General features: G+C 64.7%; 15 protein-coding genes and 1 pseudogene. 14 read left to right on the forward strand and 2 right to left on the reverse strand.

Features of this window, described 5'->3' with window-relative positions:
- The first annotated feature begins 1,285 nt into the window (after positions 1-1,285).
- A complete protein-coding gene (locus QN239_RS32350; protein WP_499017310.1) occupies positions 1,286-2,701 on the forward strand; it encodes a hypothetical protein in 1,416 nt (471 codons plus the stop codon).
- A gap of 67 nt (positions 2,702-2,768) precedes the next feature.
- On the opposite strand, the gene QN239_RS32355 is transcribed toward QN239_RS32350, so the two are convergent.
- Entirely contained in the window at positions 2,769-3,074 is a 306-nt protein-coding gene (locus QN239_RS32355) for a hypothetical protein (RefSeq protein WP_499017311.1), read from the reverse strand.
- Positions 3,075-3,350: 276 nt separating this feature from the next.
- On the opposite strand from QN239_RS32355, the gene QN239_RS32360 reads away from it, so the two are divergent.
- The 6 genes and pseudogenes from QN239_RS32360 to istB all read left to right on the forward strand — a co-directional run bounded on the left by QN239_RS32360 (position 3,351) and on the right by istB (position 8,812).
- The gene (locus tag QN239_RS32360) at positions 3,351-3,914 is read left to right on the forward strand and encodes a hypothetical protein (protein ID WP_499017312.1); all 564 of its coding nucleotides are present in this window, start codon (positions 3,351-3,353) and stop codon (positions 3,912-3,914) included.
- Between the two features lie 184 nt (positions 3,915-4,098).
- A pseudogene (locus QN239_RS32365) lies at positions 4,099-4,276 on the forward strand (RES domain-containing protein); the annotation flags it as partial.
- A 116-nt stretch (positions 4,277-4,392) separates the two neighbouring features.
- Positions 4,393-5,205 carry a hypothetical protein gene (locus QN239_RS32370; protein WP_499017313.1) on the forward strand — a complete coding sequence of 271 codons (813 nt, stop codon included), beginning with the start codon at positions 4,393-4,395 and terminating at the stop codon, positions 5,203-5,205.
- Positions 5,206-5,440: 235 nt separating this feature from the next.
- Positions 5,441-6,142, forward strand: coding sequence for an AcrVA2 family anti-CRISPR protein (locus QN239_RS32375; RefSeq protein WP_499017314.1), 702 nt, complete (start codon positions 5,441-5,443; stop codon positions 6,140-6,142).
- A 145-nt stretch (positions 6,143-6,287) separates the two neighbouring features.
- Positions 6,288-8,000, forward strand: coding sequence for an IS21 family transposase (gene istA / locus QN239_RS32380; protein WP_499017668.1), 1,713 nt, complete (start codon positions 6,288-6,290; stop codon positions 7,998-8,000).
- The gene (gene istB / locus QN239_RS32385; RefSeq protein ID WP_499017315.1) at positions 7,997-8,812 is read left to right on the forward strand and encodes an IS21-like element helper ATPase IstB; all 816 of its coding nucleotides are present in this window, start codon (positions 7,997-7,999) and stop codon (positions 8,810-8,812) included. Before istA ends, istB begins: the two co-directional genes overlap by 4 nt.
- A gap of 13 nt (positions 8,813-8,825) precedes the next feature.
- Here the strand turns inward: istB and QN239_RS32390 are convergent, their stop codons facing one another.
- Entirely contained in the window at positions 8,826-9,092 is a 267-nt protein-coding gene (locus QN239_RS32390; RefSeq protein ID WP_499017316.1) for a hypothetical protein, read from the reverse strand.
- A gap of 427 nt (positions 9,093-9,519) precedes the next feature.
- On the opposite strand from QN239_RS32390, the gene QN239_RS32395 reads away from it, so the two are divergent.
- The 7 genes from QN239_RS32395 (at position 9,520) to QN239_RS32425 (ending at position 16,092) form a co-directional block, all read left to right on the forward strand.
- Positions 9,520-11,436 (forward strand): hypothetical protein, encoded by a 1,917-nt coding sequence (locus tag QN239_RS32395; RefSeq protein ID WP_499017317.1) that lies wholly within the window; start codon positions 9,520-9,522, stop codon positions 11,434-11,436.
- Complete coding sequence (locus QN239_RS32400) at positions 11,423-11,893, forward strand: hypothetical protein (protein WP_499017318.1); 471 nt, start codon at positions 11,423-11,425, stop codon at positions 11,891-11,893. The genes QN239_RS32395 and QN239_RS32400 overlap by 14 nt, the downstream gene beginning before the upstream one ends.
- Positions 11,894-12,042: 149 nt before the next feature.
- Positions 12,043-12,504 carry a hypothetical protein gene (locus QN239_RS32405; protein WP_499017319.1) on the forward strand — a complete coding sequence of 154 codons (462 nt, stop codon included), beginning with the start codon at positions 12,043-12,045 and terminating at the stop codon, positions 12,502-12,504.
- A 340-nt stretch (positions 12,505-12,844) separates the two neighbouring features.
- Positions 12,845-14,374, forward strand: a complete 1,530-nt coding sequence (locus QN239_RS32410) for a hypothetical protein (protein WP_499017321.1) — start codon at positions 12,845-12,847, stop codon at positions 14,372-14,374.
- Between the two features lie 103 nt (positions 14,375-14,477).
- Positions 14,478-14,687, forward strand: a complete 210-nt coding sequence (locus QN239_RS32415; RefSeq protein ID WP_499017322.1) for a hypothetical protein — start codon at positions 14,478-14,480, stop codon at positions 14,685-14,687.
- 179 nt (positions 14,688-14,866) lie between these two features.
- A complete protein-coding gene (locus QN239_RS32420; RefSeq protein WP_499017323.1) occupies positions 14,867-15,451 on the forward strand; it encodes a helix-turn-helix domain-containing protein in 585 nt (194 codons plus the stop codon).
- Positions 15,448-16,092 (forward strand): RES family NAD+ phosphorylase, encoded by a 645-nt coding sequence (locus QN239_RS32425; RefSeq protein ID WP_499017325.1) that lies wholly within the window; start codon positions 15,448-15,450, stop codon positions 16,090-16,092. The genes QN239_RS32420 and QN239_RS32425 overlap by 4 nt, the downstream gene beginning before the upstream one ends.
- Positions 16,093-16,116 lie beyond the last annotated feature (24 nt).

A 16,116-nucleotide genomic window follows, 5' to 3' on the forward strand; every position in this document is an offset into this window, starting at 1 on the left:
GCCGCGGTGGAAGGAGCCCGCCTGCGGCGGGCGTCGAAGGCCGGCGCCTGCGGCGCTTATGTGCCTGGTTGAGTATTGTTGTTAGGCAACGGTTTTCGTGTTGTGGAGTTGGGTTGGATGGCCTGCGGCCATCACTCGCACTCGCTTATTGTTGTGCTGCAACAGTTTTGGTATTCGTTGGTGGTGATGGCTTCGCCATTGTTCATGATTTCAATCTTACTGTATACCAGTGGTTTTCGGCTACCATGTCTCGGCTTCGCCTCGACTGCGATGGGTTCGTCGCGAATGCCGGCCGGCGGATCCGACTCGAGGGTTGTTGCCCGACTTGGCATCTCGACTCCCGTCCGGGCTACGCCCTACTTTACCATACTCGTTGTGCACCAACATGATTCGATATTCGATCAATCGCGCCTGCGGCGCTACACCCCCGCCCGGACCGTACCAGAACCGCCCCGACTCACACCCGGGCACTCTCCCCGCCCATCCGGTACCCATCGGCCTACCGACCGTAATACCTGAGGGTCAGTGTTCCCCATGAACCCCGGTGCTTCGATCAACCCCAGCGCGGTCACCCGCCGACCAGTGACGTCACCCCCAACAAGCCCAGCTCCGCCGGCCAACCCCGGCCCAGACAACCGCCGGCACCCTCAGCACGGCGCCGCGTCTCGGCCCCCTGGGCGGCAAACGCCTTCGCATCACCATCACCGCCGCTTGACTCAGCGAGCAGTCGGGCGCGGAAGCGCGGCGATCGGGAGTGTTCCGGGCTTGGTCGACTGCACGACCTTGGTCGGCACGGCTAAGCCGGGCGGGTTCTTCACCCCGAACAAATCCAGTTCTCGGATCCGTCGAGGGCCGGCTTGGCACTGAGGGGGGAGCAGAACGCATTGGGATTGACGGGTAGATCAGCGATAACCCCGCCAGATGTTGAGACTTGCTTGCAGCGCCAAGAATAGGCGTCGCGAGGAGACACCAGGTAGGCCTGCCCGTTGGAGAAGCCATCGGCAGCCGGGTACTGGTCCCTGCATGCGATGTTGAAGTCGACGCCGTTGGGCGTAGCGGCGGCGGGGGGTGCGATAGCGACGGCAAGTCCGGCGGCGGTCAACGCCAGGGTATGTAGCCAGGCAAACTTCCGGCCGTTGCTTGTCGCAGTCACGGTTGTACTCGCCGTCTCATGGTGGTGGTGGTTATCGGTCGTGGTGTTGATCGGTCCGTTCCGGACGCCCGTTACGGCAAACAAAGGGCCTAAGCAGGACTGGCGTGCCTTCGTACCTCTACGATGTCGCAGGTGGGGGGCGTAGCCGATGCAGACCAAGGCCAAGTTGACAAGCTGACGGAACTGGCTCTGTCGTGCATCGAATCGTTCGCTGCGGATGGTTTGCAGGGGAGCAGTGTGCGGCGGGGTCGACTTCAATGGGCCATGAGGTCCGCCACCGTAAAGGCCCAGCAGATCGCGCCCAACGGATCGGACACAGCACTGGCCGCCGCTGCCGCGCTCGCGTTGATCGAGAATGCCGGCATCACTGGCACCGACGAGGACACCGGACGCATCTTCAAACAGCCACCCGATTCCACCGCTGTAAAAGGCGGGGTCTTCAGTCAATACGGGCTGTTGGTTCAGGCCGCCGGCAAGCTCGCCGAAGAGATTGGACTGAGCCCGTCGTCGACTCCCCGCCAGAGCAAAGTTCATGATCTCGCGGCCGCCAACAACCTGCGAAAGCTCTTGCAGATCACCGTCGACAATCTTGAGGCCGGGCAGCCGGCCGACCAGTGGTGGGACAGGTCGTCGACTGCCATCACCCAGATGCTCGAACGCTACGCGAAGCCCGCCAGCGCCTACCCCACACTGAACGCGTACACCGAGCCTGGGCGCGAGACGACGGGCACTGCCGCGGTCGGTCCCACAAAAACCCCCGGCGACGGTCCCGGCGCAACCAACACTTCGGACCATCCTCCGCCACCGGAGCCGTCGGGCTGGTCGAAAGGTTGGGCATTCCTGGCCGGTACGCGCCCCCGACTTGCCGCCCTGGTTGCGGTGGTGACCGTTGGGGCGTGCATCGGGCTGGGGGAAGCCGTTGCGTCGATCCCGCGATCGCTGTTCGGCTGGCAAGACACCTACGTGGACTCGTACCCGATCCCGTCGTTGCCGCCCCCTGTCGAAGGCGTGGACTCGGCGCTGACTCTGCCCAACACGAGCGTCCGGCTGTTCTTCATGGACCAGGGCTCCGAACAGACGGCCGCCGATCAAACCGTCAACGGCCGGTTGCCCGTGGCGGCTGCCGCCGTAATGCCACTTGAATACCAGATCGCGACATTCCAGGTACTGCTGTCGAAGGCCCATAAGGACGACGCCAGTGCCGCCGACACCAACCTCAAACTCTGGATCCAGGCGCCTCTGCCGATGGATATCACCGGGGCGACGTTGATGAAGACCCCGGTCAAGGAGAGCATCCCGCAGCCGGAACTGAACACCGTCAACGGAAACGGCGGAACCGCGGTGGACGTGCCGTCCCTGGACGACGGCGACGTGCTCTACCAGTTCCAGGTCGTGGCGCGCCCAGACAGGACCAACAACGGCTACTTCTGCGGCTACAACGCCAAGTTCGTGCAGGTCATGGTGCGCTCCGAAGACAAGACCGCAACCAGCCAAGACGGGGTCGTCACGCCGTACCCGTTGTATGTCCCACGAGGGGAAGGCTGCTGATCGACTGGTGGACTTCATCATGAGTTTCCGCTGACCGAAAGTCGACTGCTGACGCTCTAGGGCGTAGCTACCCGACCGCCTTAAGCGGCCCGGCCTTGGAGAAAACCTCGCGAAGTGAGGCCTTCTCATCGTTCGCTTCCCGCGCTTTGCGCTCATCGATAGCGTTGTCCAGCTCGTCGAGCTGGGCAGCAGCGATCTCGGCATCCAGCAGCGAACCGATGTAGTCAGAGATGGTCTTGTGACCCTTCGCCGTGGCCAATACCTGGACAGCAGCCTGATACGTCGCTGTCACCTTCACCTGCAGATTCTTGTCCCGCGGCTCGTGGGTGGGTGCGGCGCCGGTGGACGATGAGGCTTCGTCGTCGTTTGCCATTGATTTCGTTCTCCTCTTGCGACTCCGAGCGCGCTGCTGGGCGCGCCTTGGGAAGCGGCGTATCAGGTGCGTTCTGAGGTGCGGCCCGCATGTTCTCGCCTGGCTATGCATCGAACCACCGCGTCAAGGTAGCACCTGAATCCCCGGATTTCGCGATTCTAATCGCACTATCTGCTGTTCACTTCTGTATTGATCCAGAAGGATCTGGGGCTTGGCATAATCTCGAGATTATGTAGATACTGGTATCTGTCAGATAGTTCAGGTTAGGAGTAGCAGGTGAAAATTTCGAGTAGCGCAGTACGACAGAGGCTCGGGGTTGTTGCGGCGTCGGGGCTCCTCGCGGTGGGGATGGTGTTCGGGAGCGCGGTCCCGAACGTTGTCAGCAGCGTGGTCCCGACCGTGCTCGGCAGCAGTCAGCTGGCCGTTGCCTCGGCTGACGAGGGCAAGCCCATGCGGGTCGGCAAGAGTGTGGTGTGGTTCGTTGTTCAGGACGTCGCGTCGCGGGTGATCGAGTTCGTGATCAACTCCAAGAGCCCATACAGCCCGGAGGATGTGCTCAACCAGATCCTCGCCTCGGCGCCGCACTTCACATCGGTCAGCGATCCACAACAGATCGTCTGGCAGGCGGCTCCGATCGCGGGTCCCGCCAACGGCGTGATCTACGGCAACGCGACCGACCTGTTCAACAGCATGGCCGCGGCCGGCCAGCGCACCGGGAACAATTCCCTGCGCAACGGCGTGTACACGGTCACTCTGTCGAAGGGCACCAAGTCGCAACCGCCGGTGCTCACCATCTCCAACGCGGCGATCACCAAGCGGATCATGGTCCTCGCCGGCTAGTTGCTCCACCCCTCAAGGGCGCCCCCTCAAGCAGGGGGCGCCCTTTTGTTTCTGCGCAAGGCTCCCAGTGAAAGTCCGCCGCCGCCGTTCGTCGTTACCGGATCGACGTCCCGCCCTGGCGGTGGCGCGCCGCGAGACCGTCAGCACGCCCGCGGCGGCCCCATCAAAGGAAATCCAACTGGTGCCGTCGACGACGGGCCTGCGCTACAACAGCCGTTTCGCCGGCCAACCCTGCATTGCCTGTTCACCCGGCGGCCAGCGCGATGCCACCGCGCCCAACACTGTCGCTCCCCCTGACTCACCCAGGGTTGACGACCCGCATCGCCGCCGCAGCACAACGACTCGGCTACCTCACGGTCTAACCGTCCCACCCCTCTGTCGACCTAGCAGCGGGATCGGCTTCTCGGTATGCACCGAAACCCCTGCCTCGGGTCGCTCTGGGTGTGCGAACCTAGAGGCCCAGAAGGAGTCAGACATCGTGTCCAAACGCGCGAACAAGAAGCGTCCGAACAAGCAGCTGCGAGCAAAACGCTCGCCGCGCACACACACAAGCCTCGTACTCATCGAGGCCCTGCCCGAGTACCAACGCTCAGGCGAGAGCGCCGCAGTTTCCCGGCATCTGCAATCCCTGGGCTTGCTCGAAGCCCCCATGATGGAGGTACCCGTCTCCGGGGACCAGTCCCGCTACTTTGCCGCACACCAGTTCCCCAGCACCACGAACGGCTGCCGTCTCGTCGTCAGCGGCGACACACCACTGGCATTTCTGCACGGTTCCGACTGCAACATGGTGCGACGGGTTGACGAGGATCTCCGGGCCAAGGTGCATTCGCCCTTCGAGTTCTGCAACCGACGCCTCGCCGGCGGCCGATTCGAGACCATCGATCTCGCGGCGATCACCCTCCCGAATCGACTACGTGACCTCCAGCCGCTGGCACCGCCGACCGGTCTCGCCTGCCCCGATTGCGCCGCCGTAGTCGACCCTGAACGCAATGAATGGATTCACGAGCCGACCTGCCCACTTGCGGTGGCCCAGCAACGCATCGTCGACGAGGACCGTGAGTACTTCAAAACCCATCCCGGCGAATCAACCCGCATCCGGCCACCCGTGATGGCCGAAGTCCTCACCGCAATGCTTCACACAAAAGGCAGCGGCCTGCCGGAACTACCGCCCGATCACCATTGGGAACCAGGCGGCACGATCAAGGTGACGCTGCTTGACGACGGCGTCAGGGCGCGGCACTTCGAGAACGCTCTCGCAGTAGCCGTCGCCGACAACGCGCGCAACGGCTGACCTCGGCTGCCTGCCCTACCTCTTTGCGTCCGGCTTCACTGGACGGCCTTGTCTTATCGGGGGCGGCAGCAACGACTCGCCCGGTGGTCCTGCGGGTCGACGGTGACTTCGCCGCTGCCCTGATCGACTCCCACACCGACGTCGAGCTGGTCCCCGACTGGATCGACCGATTCCCGTTCAACGCCATCGCCTACAGCCTCGCCGAGCCTCTCTCCCTGCACGACGGCACCCGCATGTGTCACTACACCGGCATGCTCGCCACCGGCATCCGGGCCGTCGACGCCGCCGGAACACCCGGACTAGACCTGTCCCCACCCCGACCCAACCCAGCGAGGACCGCTGGCAGCTCGACGGCGCCCAGATCACCCACTACGTCGAGATCCCCGGATCGGACGGCGTGCGCTGTGTTTGGGTGTTCAAAGAGGACGGGGACCCCCGGCCTCGGTTGCAGAGTGTGTCCTTCCAGCTGCGCGGCGACCTGGCCGACCAGGAGACCACCCTGTCCGGGCTCATCGACAGCTCGGTTTCCATGGCCACCGACTTCGGACAGTCCCAAGGCCGAGAACTCCCCACGCTGATCACCCTGTCCTTGTCGCTGCTGCTCTACACCGCCGCCACCGACCCCGAACTCGACTGGCCGCCGCCCGAACACATCGCCCGGCCCCATCACATCAAGACCACCCACATCTGCAACCTCGGATGGCGCACCGGAACGGCCCTGCGCCAACACCGAGTCCCCCCGCCCACGGGCGATACCAATGGGACAGATTCCACCGCCAGCACCAGCGGCATCTCCTCTCCGAGCGGTCGATGCCTACCAGCACACATCCGCAAGGCCCACTGGCACCGCGTCCGCATCGCCGAACGCGACACCAACGGCAAGGTCATCGGCACCCTGCACGGCGTCCAAGGAATCGACTGGCACTACTGTCTGTGACAGTTTGAGGTGGCTCCGGTAGGGCGGCGTGTTTTGGCCCCTCTTTTTTGACTCGCCGGTGTGGTTGTGACGGTTTGAGTTGGCCCCACCGCAGTGTTGATCCATCGGATCAGGGTTGCGATGAAAGGGGCCGCCGGTGGTCGCGCTGGAGGTACGAGTGGAACAGTTCGCCGCTATTCGCCGGGACGCCCGGGTGGACGGGTTGTCGATCCGGGAATTGTCGATGAAGTACCGGGTGCACCGGCGCACGGTGAGACAAGCGCTGACCGATGCGGTGCCCCCACCACGTAAGACCCCGGTGCGCCGGTCGCCGAGACTTGACCCGTTCAAATCGGTGATTGATGCGATGTTGTGGGCTGATACGACAGCCCCGCGCAAGCAGCGCCATACCGCGCGGCGGATTGCGCACCGGCTGATTGAGGAACACGGCGCGGTCGATCTGTCGTATTCAACCGTCCGGGACTACGTCCGGCTGCGTCGTGCCCAGATCGATATCGAAGCGGGCCGCCGGGTGGAGGTGTTCGTCCCGCAGGAACACCCGCCCGGGGCGGAGGCCGAGGTCGATTTCGGCGAGGTGTGGGTGATGCTGGCCGGGGTGAAAACCAAGTGCCACATGTTCGTGTTCTGGCTGGCCCACTCGGGTAAGGCGATTCACCGGGTCTATCCCAACCAGGGGCAGGAAGCGTTCCTGGAGGGCCACATTGAGGCGTTCGCGGCGATCGGGGGTGTCCCGACCCGCCATATCCGCTACGACAATCTGACGTGTGCGGTGGCGACGGTGCTGCATGGCACGGATCGGCGTCGCACCGAAAACCAGCGTTGGATCCTGTTTCGGTCACACTTCGGGTTCGATGCCTTCTACTGCCAGCCTGGTATCGCTGGGGCGCATGAAAAGGGCGGTGTGGAAGGCGAAGTCGGCCGTTTCCGCCGTAACCGGTTGTCTCCGATGCCCGAGGTCGACTCCCTGGCCGAGCTCAATGATCGGATCCGCGGCTGGGAAGCCGAAGATGACCACCGGCGTATCGGTGACCGGATCGGCACCATCGGGGAGGATTTCGCCACCGAGCAACCCCTGTTGGCGCCGGTGCCGTTCGAACCGTTTGATCCTGGCCTGGTGCTCACGCCGCGGGTGGATCGGTCGGCGTTGATCACGGTGCGGATGGCGAAGTATTCGGTGCCGGTGCGGTTCATCGGCCGTAAAGTTCGGGTCTCGTTGCGGGCCACCGAGGTGGTGGTATTCGACGGGGCCACCGTGATCGCGTCTCACCCCCGGATCGCGACCAGGGGTGGGTCCAGTGTGTTGTTGGATCACTACCTGGAGGTCCTCAAGATCAAACCGGGCGCGTTTCCCGGGTCGACCGCGCTGGCCCGGGCCCGGGCGACGGGCACGTTCACCGCGGCGCATGAGGCGTTCTGGGCTGCCGCTCGGCGGGTCAACGGCGATGGTGCGGGCACCCGCGCACTGATCGACGTGCTGCTGCTGCACCGCACCATGACTGCCGGCGACGTCGTCGCAGGGATCACCGCCGCGGTGTCGCTCGGCGCGGTCAACGCGGACGTGGTCGCGGTCGAAGCCCGACGGCACGCCGCCGGCGACATCGTCACGGGTGGGTCTGATTCGGACCGTCATCTCGTTGCCCCTGCGCAACAGGCTGAGCAGCGGGTTGTCAGTCTGACCCAACGCCGGCTCACCGATCCAGCAGCGATCATCGCCGGGCTGCCCGCCGATACCCGGCCGCTGCCCAACGTCGCCGCCTACGACGAGCTGCTGGCCCGCCGCCGCACCAATGCGGGCTCCGATACCACCAACCGGGCGGTCACCACATCGGCCACGACCGAAGAGAGTCACGTCTCATGAGCCCAGCCGTCACTTCGGTGACCACCACACTGCGCCGCCAACGCGGCCTAACCGAACCCGCCGCCCTCGCGGCGATCGATCAAGCCTGCCGCCGGCTACGTTTACCCACCATCCGCGCCGTGCTCGAGGAAGCCTTGGGTGCGGCCAACCGGGAACAACTGTCCTATCAAGGGTTTCTGGCCGAGCTGCTGCTGGCCGAATGCGATGACCGCGACCGCCGCTCCACCGTGCGCCGGGTCAAAGCCGCCGGGTTCCCCCGCCAGAAGTGGTTGGGCGACTTCGATTTCGAGGCCAACCCGAACATCAACCCGGCCACCATCCACCAGCTCGCCACCGGGGACTGGGTGACCAAGGGCCAACCGTTGTGTTTGATCGGGGATTCGGGCACCGGCAAGAGTCATCTGCTGATCGCCCTGGGGACCGCCGCGGCCGAGCGCGGGTACCGGGTGCGCTACACCCTGGCCACCCGGTTGGTCAACGAGCTCGTCGAGGCCGCCGACGACAAGCAGCTCACCAAAACCATTGCCCGTTACGGGAGGGTTGATCTTCTTTTACTTGACGAGCTCGGATACATGGAGCTTGATAAAAGGGGTGCTGAGTTGCTGTTTCAGGTTTTGACTGAGCGGGAGGAGAAGAACTCGGTAGCCATCGCCAGCAACGAGGCCTTCAGTTCGTGGACAAAGACGTTCACCGATCCCCGGCTGTGCGCGGCGATCGTGGACCGGCTCACCTTCGGGGGCACCATCATCGAAACCGGCACCGATTCTTATCGGCTCGCCCATGCCCGCACCAAGAACACCGCCAACAGCTGAACGAGAAGGCCACTCATATCCGCGAGATCGACGCAGGCTCTCGTTGTGCTGCAGCGCCTTTGATGGCGTCCCAGGCGGTGTCGGCGCCTGTCCAGAACAGCCGTCCGGCGATGGACATGTACAAGAAATACGGCAGGTATACCGGCACGGTGCCCCACCGGGTGACCCAGCCGGGCAGGGCGGTGATCACGGCGAAACCGATGACGAGCATCGCCAGGCCGGCCAGTAGCGCGGCCAGGTTGGTGAATCCGAACTGTGTGCGTTCACCGACGGTGTGCATGATTTCCCCTTCAGGAAAGCTGGTTGTGGCATGTGCTGAGGTCGAGCACCACACACCCGTGAGCACCCCGGGAAGTGGGGTGGTGTTGCTGCAGAGGCAGACTAGCCCCGCAGACCGCCGATGACCGTGTGTGCTAGATCACCGCGCAGAGGCGTTCGGTTTGATGTCTGTTTCCCGACTAACCCCTGTACACCCCGACTGCTACCGCAGGCAGAACCGGGACGTCGAACAACACCTGGGGGTCGCTATGGCGGGAGAGTTGACGGGCAGCCGGCGTAGCTCAGGAGCCCACGCGGTGACTCGCGACCGTCGAGTGGGTCTTTGCTCGCCCTGCGCGCGAGTCGAACCGCAGCAGGTGGTCCCCGCACCAGATGCGCCACCCACACTGCTGCGTGCCAGCACCGGTGGGCGCCACCGTGCGGTACCGGTGGGCTCGATCGGCGATCGCGGCCGCGGGTTGCGCCTCGGGGTGGCGGCGGGCCTGACCGCCCTGCTGGTACCGGTCGCGGGCCTGATCGTTTCGATGATCAGCAGCGATCCCACCCTCATCGCCCACGCCGCGGCAACCCCCAAACCGGGCTCCCCGGGAGGCGATCACTCCAAGCCCGGCGACAACAAGAACAAAAAGAAGCCCGGCGACAACAAGAAAAGCGACAAGAAAGGCGACGCGAAGAAGACCTCGACCACCACCCGCGCAGGATCGTCCGCCCGCGGATCGAGCGCTGATTCCGCCGCGCGGCGGTCGGGGTCGAGTTTTTCTGAGCAGACCAACGCCAACAACCGCTGGAGCGCGGATGGCCCGGATCGCAGTGTGAACACCCGGATCTCCAGCCAAGCTGCACCGTCACAACCGGCGCAGGCACCGAGCCAGGTACAGGAAGCGCCGCCGACCCGCGGGCAGCAGAACACCGCCCAGCCGGCCACACCACCGCAGGACACCACACCGGCACAGACCTCGCCGCCCGCGGCGCAGCAGCAGACCCCAACCATTGTCATCCCCGCTCAGGGCGAATACGCCCCCGGCGAGCAGTCCACCACCACGGTCACCCCGGCAGCACCCAATGATCCGACCGGGCCCGCCACCGCACTGGTGGTCGGATTGGCTGCCGCCGGAGCAGGCGCGGCGTCACGGCGCAACGGTAGTGCCACGCGCACCACCTCATCGGATCCTTCGCAAGGGGTGCGGGGCGGGTTCAGCGTCACCCACTTCGGCCAAACCGACGGCGACCAAACCCTGGTCACCCTCACCGACCCGTCCTCGCCCACCCGGTACAACTTCGACGCCTCCCAGGTCGTCCCTCACGGTGGCAGCCTGCAGGTCAACCCCGACCAAACCGTCTCCATCCTCGACGCGTCGGGTACCGCTACTGGCGACGGCTTCTCGGCCCCGTGGGCGCGCGATGCCACCGGCGCGGCCCAACCCACCCAGTTCACCGCCCAAGGCAGCACCCTCACCCAAACCATCACTCCACGACCGGATGCGGTGTACCCGATCACCGCAGATCCTGACGGCGTTGAGGGAGGAGCGGGACCGGCACTCTCTCCAGTCGCCGTAGGGCCTGATACTGCCGGCGACACACCGCCGCCGCCGCTCCCCGAAACCCCCATTGGAGGATGGCTGGACAACGTTTCTGACCCGAACTTCGCGACCCGGCTACAGGGACCGCTTGAGGGTCCTGAGCGAACGGTCGTGGGTAACATCTCCCGTGGCGAAGGCAAGACGACCGTCGCATATCTCAATGCGCGTGGGTGGCACGCATCCGAGAGACTCATCAACAGGTATGTCAACAATCCTGGCGGTGCAGGGTCGCTTGGTGACACATACGACTTGTGGGGAAATGATGCGGACTCGATCGCAACAGATCCCATAACCAATGCCTATGGTGTATCCAATGTGTTTGACGTGCGCGAGTTGGCAAAAAACGCTGCGGTCACTGAGCTATTGTCCAGCGGAAAAAGCTGGGTCCTGCAAGCCTACGAAAATCCAACGGCTGCACCCGTTGCGAGGGACTCAGCGGGGAACGTCGTGAGCCACGGTCCGCTGTGGACAACAGTGGCTGGCGGCTCTTCCGACGCGGTCCTCTCGCTTGGTCGCTATCAGGCACAGGTCGTCACACTCGCGCAGACTGTGGGCCAAAGCGCCAACGGGAACGCCATCATCAATGTGCAGCAGCGCGTGTTTCTCTACGACCTCACCGACTACAGCGTCGGGGCCGGCTGGAGTCCGCAACAAGTCGCTATTGATTCGCTGGCACACTTGCGCGAAATCGGCTGGGCGAGATCATTCAACACCCACGGGGTAACCTCCGTTTTCGAAGAGACGATCACTAGTGCGATCTCATAAGTTTCAGCGACTCGCCGCGCTGGCGGGCTCGGCGTGCGTGCTTCTCGCTGCGGGGTGCGCCGATCCACACGGCACCGTGGTTCGCGACCCGGATGAAGGCAAGAAGATACTCATTGACAGTGATCTCGCGCTCATCCCAGCTGACACCGATATCATCTACTTCAGACAGGCTGACTACGTAGTCGGTTCACCCGACATACGCGCGGTTTTCACTGTCAAGGACTTCACCGACGAGAAGTACCTGACAGAGCTACGCCAGAAATACGGGCCGGAACAATTTGACGCTGCGAACATCTCGGCGTGCCAGCGCACGGCCGAGCAAGACCTCAACGAGTTCGCCCAAATTGGCTTCAACATCCTTGGAGCCAAAGCATATTGCTCACCGAAGAACATCGAGATATCACTGAAGCCGCTGGGCGATCGCCTGATGGTCTTCGTGGCCAAACGCGGTCACTGAATGCACGACCACGTATCCCATGGCGAACTGCCACCGTGAGCCCCACGTCTGCACCCCGACGAATCAGGCCCGCCCATCCATGGAAAGCGTGCAGGCACTGCAGTTCCCGGACAGTGACGGGTAGCACCGGCATGCGCCGAGCGCGGTGGATGACCGCGGTTGTCGTGGTGGTGATGGCGGCGGCCGGCTGTGACGACGATCCGCCGCCGCCCTGGGTGTCCACACTCACCGACAGCCAAGCGCGCGACGTGATGCGCGATCTGCGGATCAGCATTCCTGACAGCTACCGCCTCATTGGAATGACCGAGGTGAAACCCCCAGTAACCGGGGACGCCTCTTATTCGGGCGCCTTTGGATCCGAGACAGCCGACACCTCCCTAGATTTCCCCCACGTTGACGGAGCACCCACAACCATGTCGGTCACCTCCTGCAAAACCATCCCCGGAGACCTTCAACAGGTATGGAAGAAATACGGTTTCGACTGCGACATGGCGAACATGAAGTACCTGTCCTTCACCCCGACCGATCGTTTGACATTCGGCATCTCGGTCGTTGCCGGCACCCTCCCCACGGGCCAAGCCCGCCTGTTCGTCTACTCGGCGGGCAACTGATCCGATAACACCGCCCAACCCCGGGGCCAGCGCAGCCCGCCCTCCCGGGGCCAGTTCAAGTTGACATAGCCACACTACGAACTGCGCTGGTACCCACCCACATCCGTCAACGCCGACCACGGACACAACCCCACCGTCCGAGACCCCTAGCCGTGAAACCGCTGTTCGTCAGGGTTGCAAGTTAGAATCAGAACCGGGTCGACGCGCACGCCAACTCCACAACGACAGACGGTGATGTGATGTCCATCACACCAGTGTCGATTCGTCCCAACGAGCCGCCTGAACAGTAGAGGGCCGAGAAATCTCGGCCTCGCCTACATCCAGCAGGAGGTTCCATCCAATGTCAGAACGCGACGAAGACGACGTTCCCGCCAGCCCGGCGGCCGACGACGAGATCAACAGCGACCAGCCTGTTCACGGCACCGAAGGCTCACCGACCGATCGACTCGCGGACCTCGCGGCGGCGGCGATCGAGGCAGGCAACCCCTCGGCCATCGACGGGCTCGCCAAGACCGTCACCGCACTGAACGGCTCGGTCGGATCACCGAACTGGCACCAGTTCACGCCCAAGTTCGAGATGCCGGCCATCGACTTCCCGATGCCGAAGCTGCCCGCCATCGACTTCCCCATGCCGAAGCTGCCCGCCATCGACTTCCCCATGCCGAAGCTTCCCGCCATCGACTTCCCCATGCCGAAGCTGCCCGCCATCGGCCGACAGTTCGACGCCAGCCGCTACCACCTCCTCGGCCATACCCGTGACGTGGTGGGCATCGACGCCCTCATGGCCGGCCGCGGCGTCGCAGAGAACTACCTGCGCGGCATCAACGGCGCCGGGGAAGCGTTCACCCGCGCCCTTGAGAGCATCGCCCAGCTGGATCGCACGGGACCCCTCGCCCGCGGCTATAGCCGTTATTCCGACGCCATCGCCACCGGCCCCGGCAGCCTCACCGGCTGGCTGCACTCCGCAGTCCCCCGCATCGACATGACAGCCTGGTCCAACGTCGTGGGCACCGCCTCGGCGGTCAACACCGGCATGCACAACGCCATCAGCGCCGCGGCCCGCACGATGCTCGACCTCAACAGGTCCTACCGCGCGCTCGACGACGTGATCTCCCCCGCACTACGCAACCTGCAGACCAGGATCGACGAGTTAACCCGCCTAACACCGGTCGTGCAGTCGGCCGCCGGGATATGGTCGACGCAGATCACCGACTTGATGCACGGCTGGACCGTGCTGTCGGACTTCGGCCACCGACTCGCAGGCAAGGCCCTGCACCTAGCCCTCATGACCCGCGACGCCCTGATCAATGACACCGACCGCGACGCGGTACGCCGGGCGGTCATCGCCTTCATGCGCCGCGTCTTAGGCTACAAGTGGCCCCCAACCGACGCCCGCATCGAGGCCGTCTCCTCGGCACTCCTCGACGACGCCTGGCTTCCCCCTGTTGGCACCGCATTCGACGCGGACTACAACCCCGTCGATCCCCTCCGCAAGATCGTCACTTACCAGCACGGCCTGTGGGTGCCGCTCACCGAGACCAGAAGGCGCGGCCGCACGATCGCCTCGCTGGACGAGCCCGATCGTGCCGCCCACGACGGCGACGGCGACACCCCCACCACACCGATGGACCGCTTACAGGCATCGGAGTTCACCCCCAAACGCCAGCCCATCACACACCCCATCCTCAAACGCGTCCTGGAACCCCTGTCTCCCATCGAGCAGGAGATCGTGATGGCCAGATTCTGCGACGGTGCCCGCACCTGGGCTGACGCCGCCATCACGTCCGGCCGCGACGCCCGAGAAGGCGAAACCGTACGCCGCAAGTTCCTCAAACTCAAAAAGGCTGAGCAGCAACGCCGTTCGGCATAGCCACCTCTTCAGCTCCACCACCACAGATGTCCGGTCCCGCCCCCAATGGCGCGGGCCCACCGGGCCGATGAAGTAACCCTCAACAAAGAAGGAGATCACCATCATGGCCAGAAGTCGAAGCGCCGTCACCGGCCGGTACGTCCGTCGCTCCACCGCAGTGCGCAACCCGCGAACCACGGTCACCGAACGCCGCAGCGGCCGCAACGGCAGTTCCGGCACCCGTCACCGCAGCGCGGTCACCGGACGCTACGTCACACCCGCCACCGCCGCGCGCCATCGCCGCACCACCGTCACCGAACGCGGTAGGGCCTGAAGCGGTCCGGGATTTGTCTCGCGTGCCGGCCCATAGGGGTCGGCACGCGGGCCATACAGCAACTTGCGCAACGTCATCCCGATCGGCGGCTCCTGGCGTTCAGCGAGCGCGCCGACACGTTCTCGACACATCAACCTAACGGGTATAGCATGGTGTTAATCATCGTTAGAGGAGGTTTGATGTCCGTATCACTCCAGCTTGAACAACTCCTGCGTGAACGCTTCGACATCAGTCCCGATGACTTCGTCGCCGCCCTGCAATACCTGCCGGCTTCGCGCCCCTGGGCGGCATCGCTGACCGAAGCCGAGGCCCGCCTGCTCGACGATGCCAACTTCCCCGAGGACCGTGACGCCTTCATCGCCGCCGGCACCGAGATCGCCGGTCACACGGCCCATCTCGCGGTCACCGCGTTCACTGCCGACGAGGTCGCCAGCGGACTGGGCATCAGCGCTTCCCGCGTACGTCAGAAGCGCCTCGCCGGCGAGCTGTGGGCCATTCCAGACGGGCAGACCTGGCTGTTCCCCATTCTGCAGTTCGAAACCGGCGACAACGGCGGCCCCACCCGCCAGGTCCGGGGTATCGACCAGGTCCTCAAAGCCCTCCCCGATGACCTGCATCCCGTGGCAGTGGCCGGCTTCTTGCGCACGCCGCAGTCGAACCTGTTTCATGACCGCCCCATGACCCCGATCGAGTGGCTGCGTGCCGGCGGAGATGTCGACCAGGCTGTCGCCGCGGCCGGCGCCGTCGACTGGTACGCAACGTGACCGCGCGTCTGCCCGATCCGCCTCCAACCGCCGAGTTGCGCGCTATCGGCATCCGCGACGAGGAATGCCGCACCGTCTCGACCGGCGAGACTTGGTGGCGAGTCCACCGCACCACTGGCACTCACGTGCTGGGCTGGAACGCCTTCCGCGAGCACGGACCGCACCTGCGGTTCGACCCCCACCCACCACCGGCTCGCCACCATGACGGGATCGGCGTCTGGTACGCCGCTTCCGAGCCACTGCCCGCGCTGGCCGAAGCCTTCCAAGCCGACCGCACCATCGACCGGTTCCGCGGTGAGCCCTACCTCACCGCGGTGCGATTCAACCGCGACCTGGCCCTGCTCGATCTCGCCGCCGACAGCGCCGGCTCCTGGCCCACCCGCGCCGGCGGCACCTTCGCGCTGTCCACCGGACCGCACTCCATCACCCAACGCTGGGCCCGACGCATCACTGAGGCCTTCCCCGACCTCGACGGCCTGCACTACAACAGTCGGTTCGCCGGCCAACCCTGCATCGTCCTGTTCACCCCCGCGGCCACCGCGATGCCAGCCCGCCCAACACTGTCGCTCCCTTTGACCCACCCCGGGTTGACGACCCGCATCGCCGCCGCCGCTCAGCGACTCGGCTACCTCACGATCTAACCGTCGGCCTCACCAACGAGATTG

Origin of the sequence: Mycolicibacterium sp. Y3, assembly GCF_051188035.1 — a bacterium.
Lineage (GTDB): Bacteria > Actinomycetota > Actinomycetes > Mycobacteriales > Mycobacteriaceae > Mycobacterium > Mycobacterium fluoranthenivorans.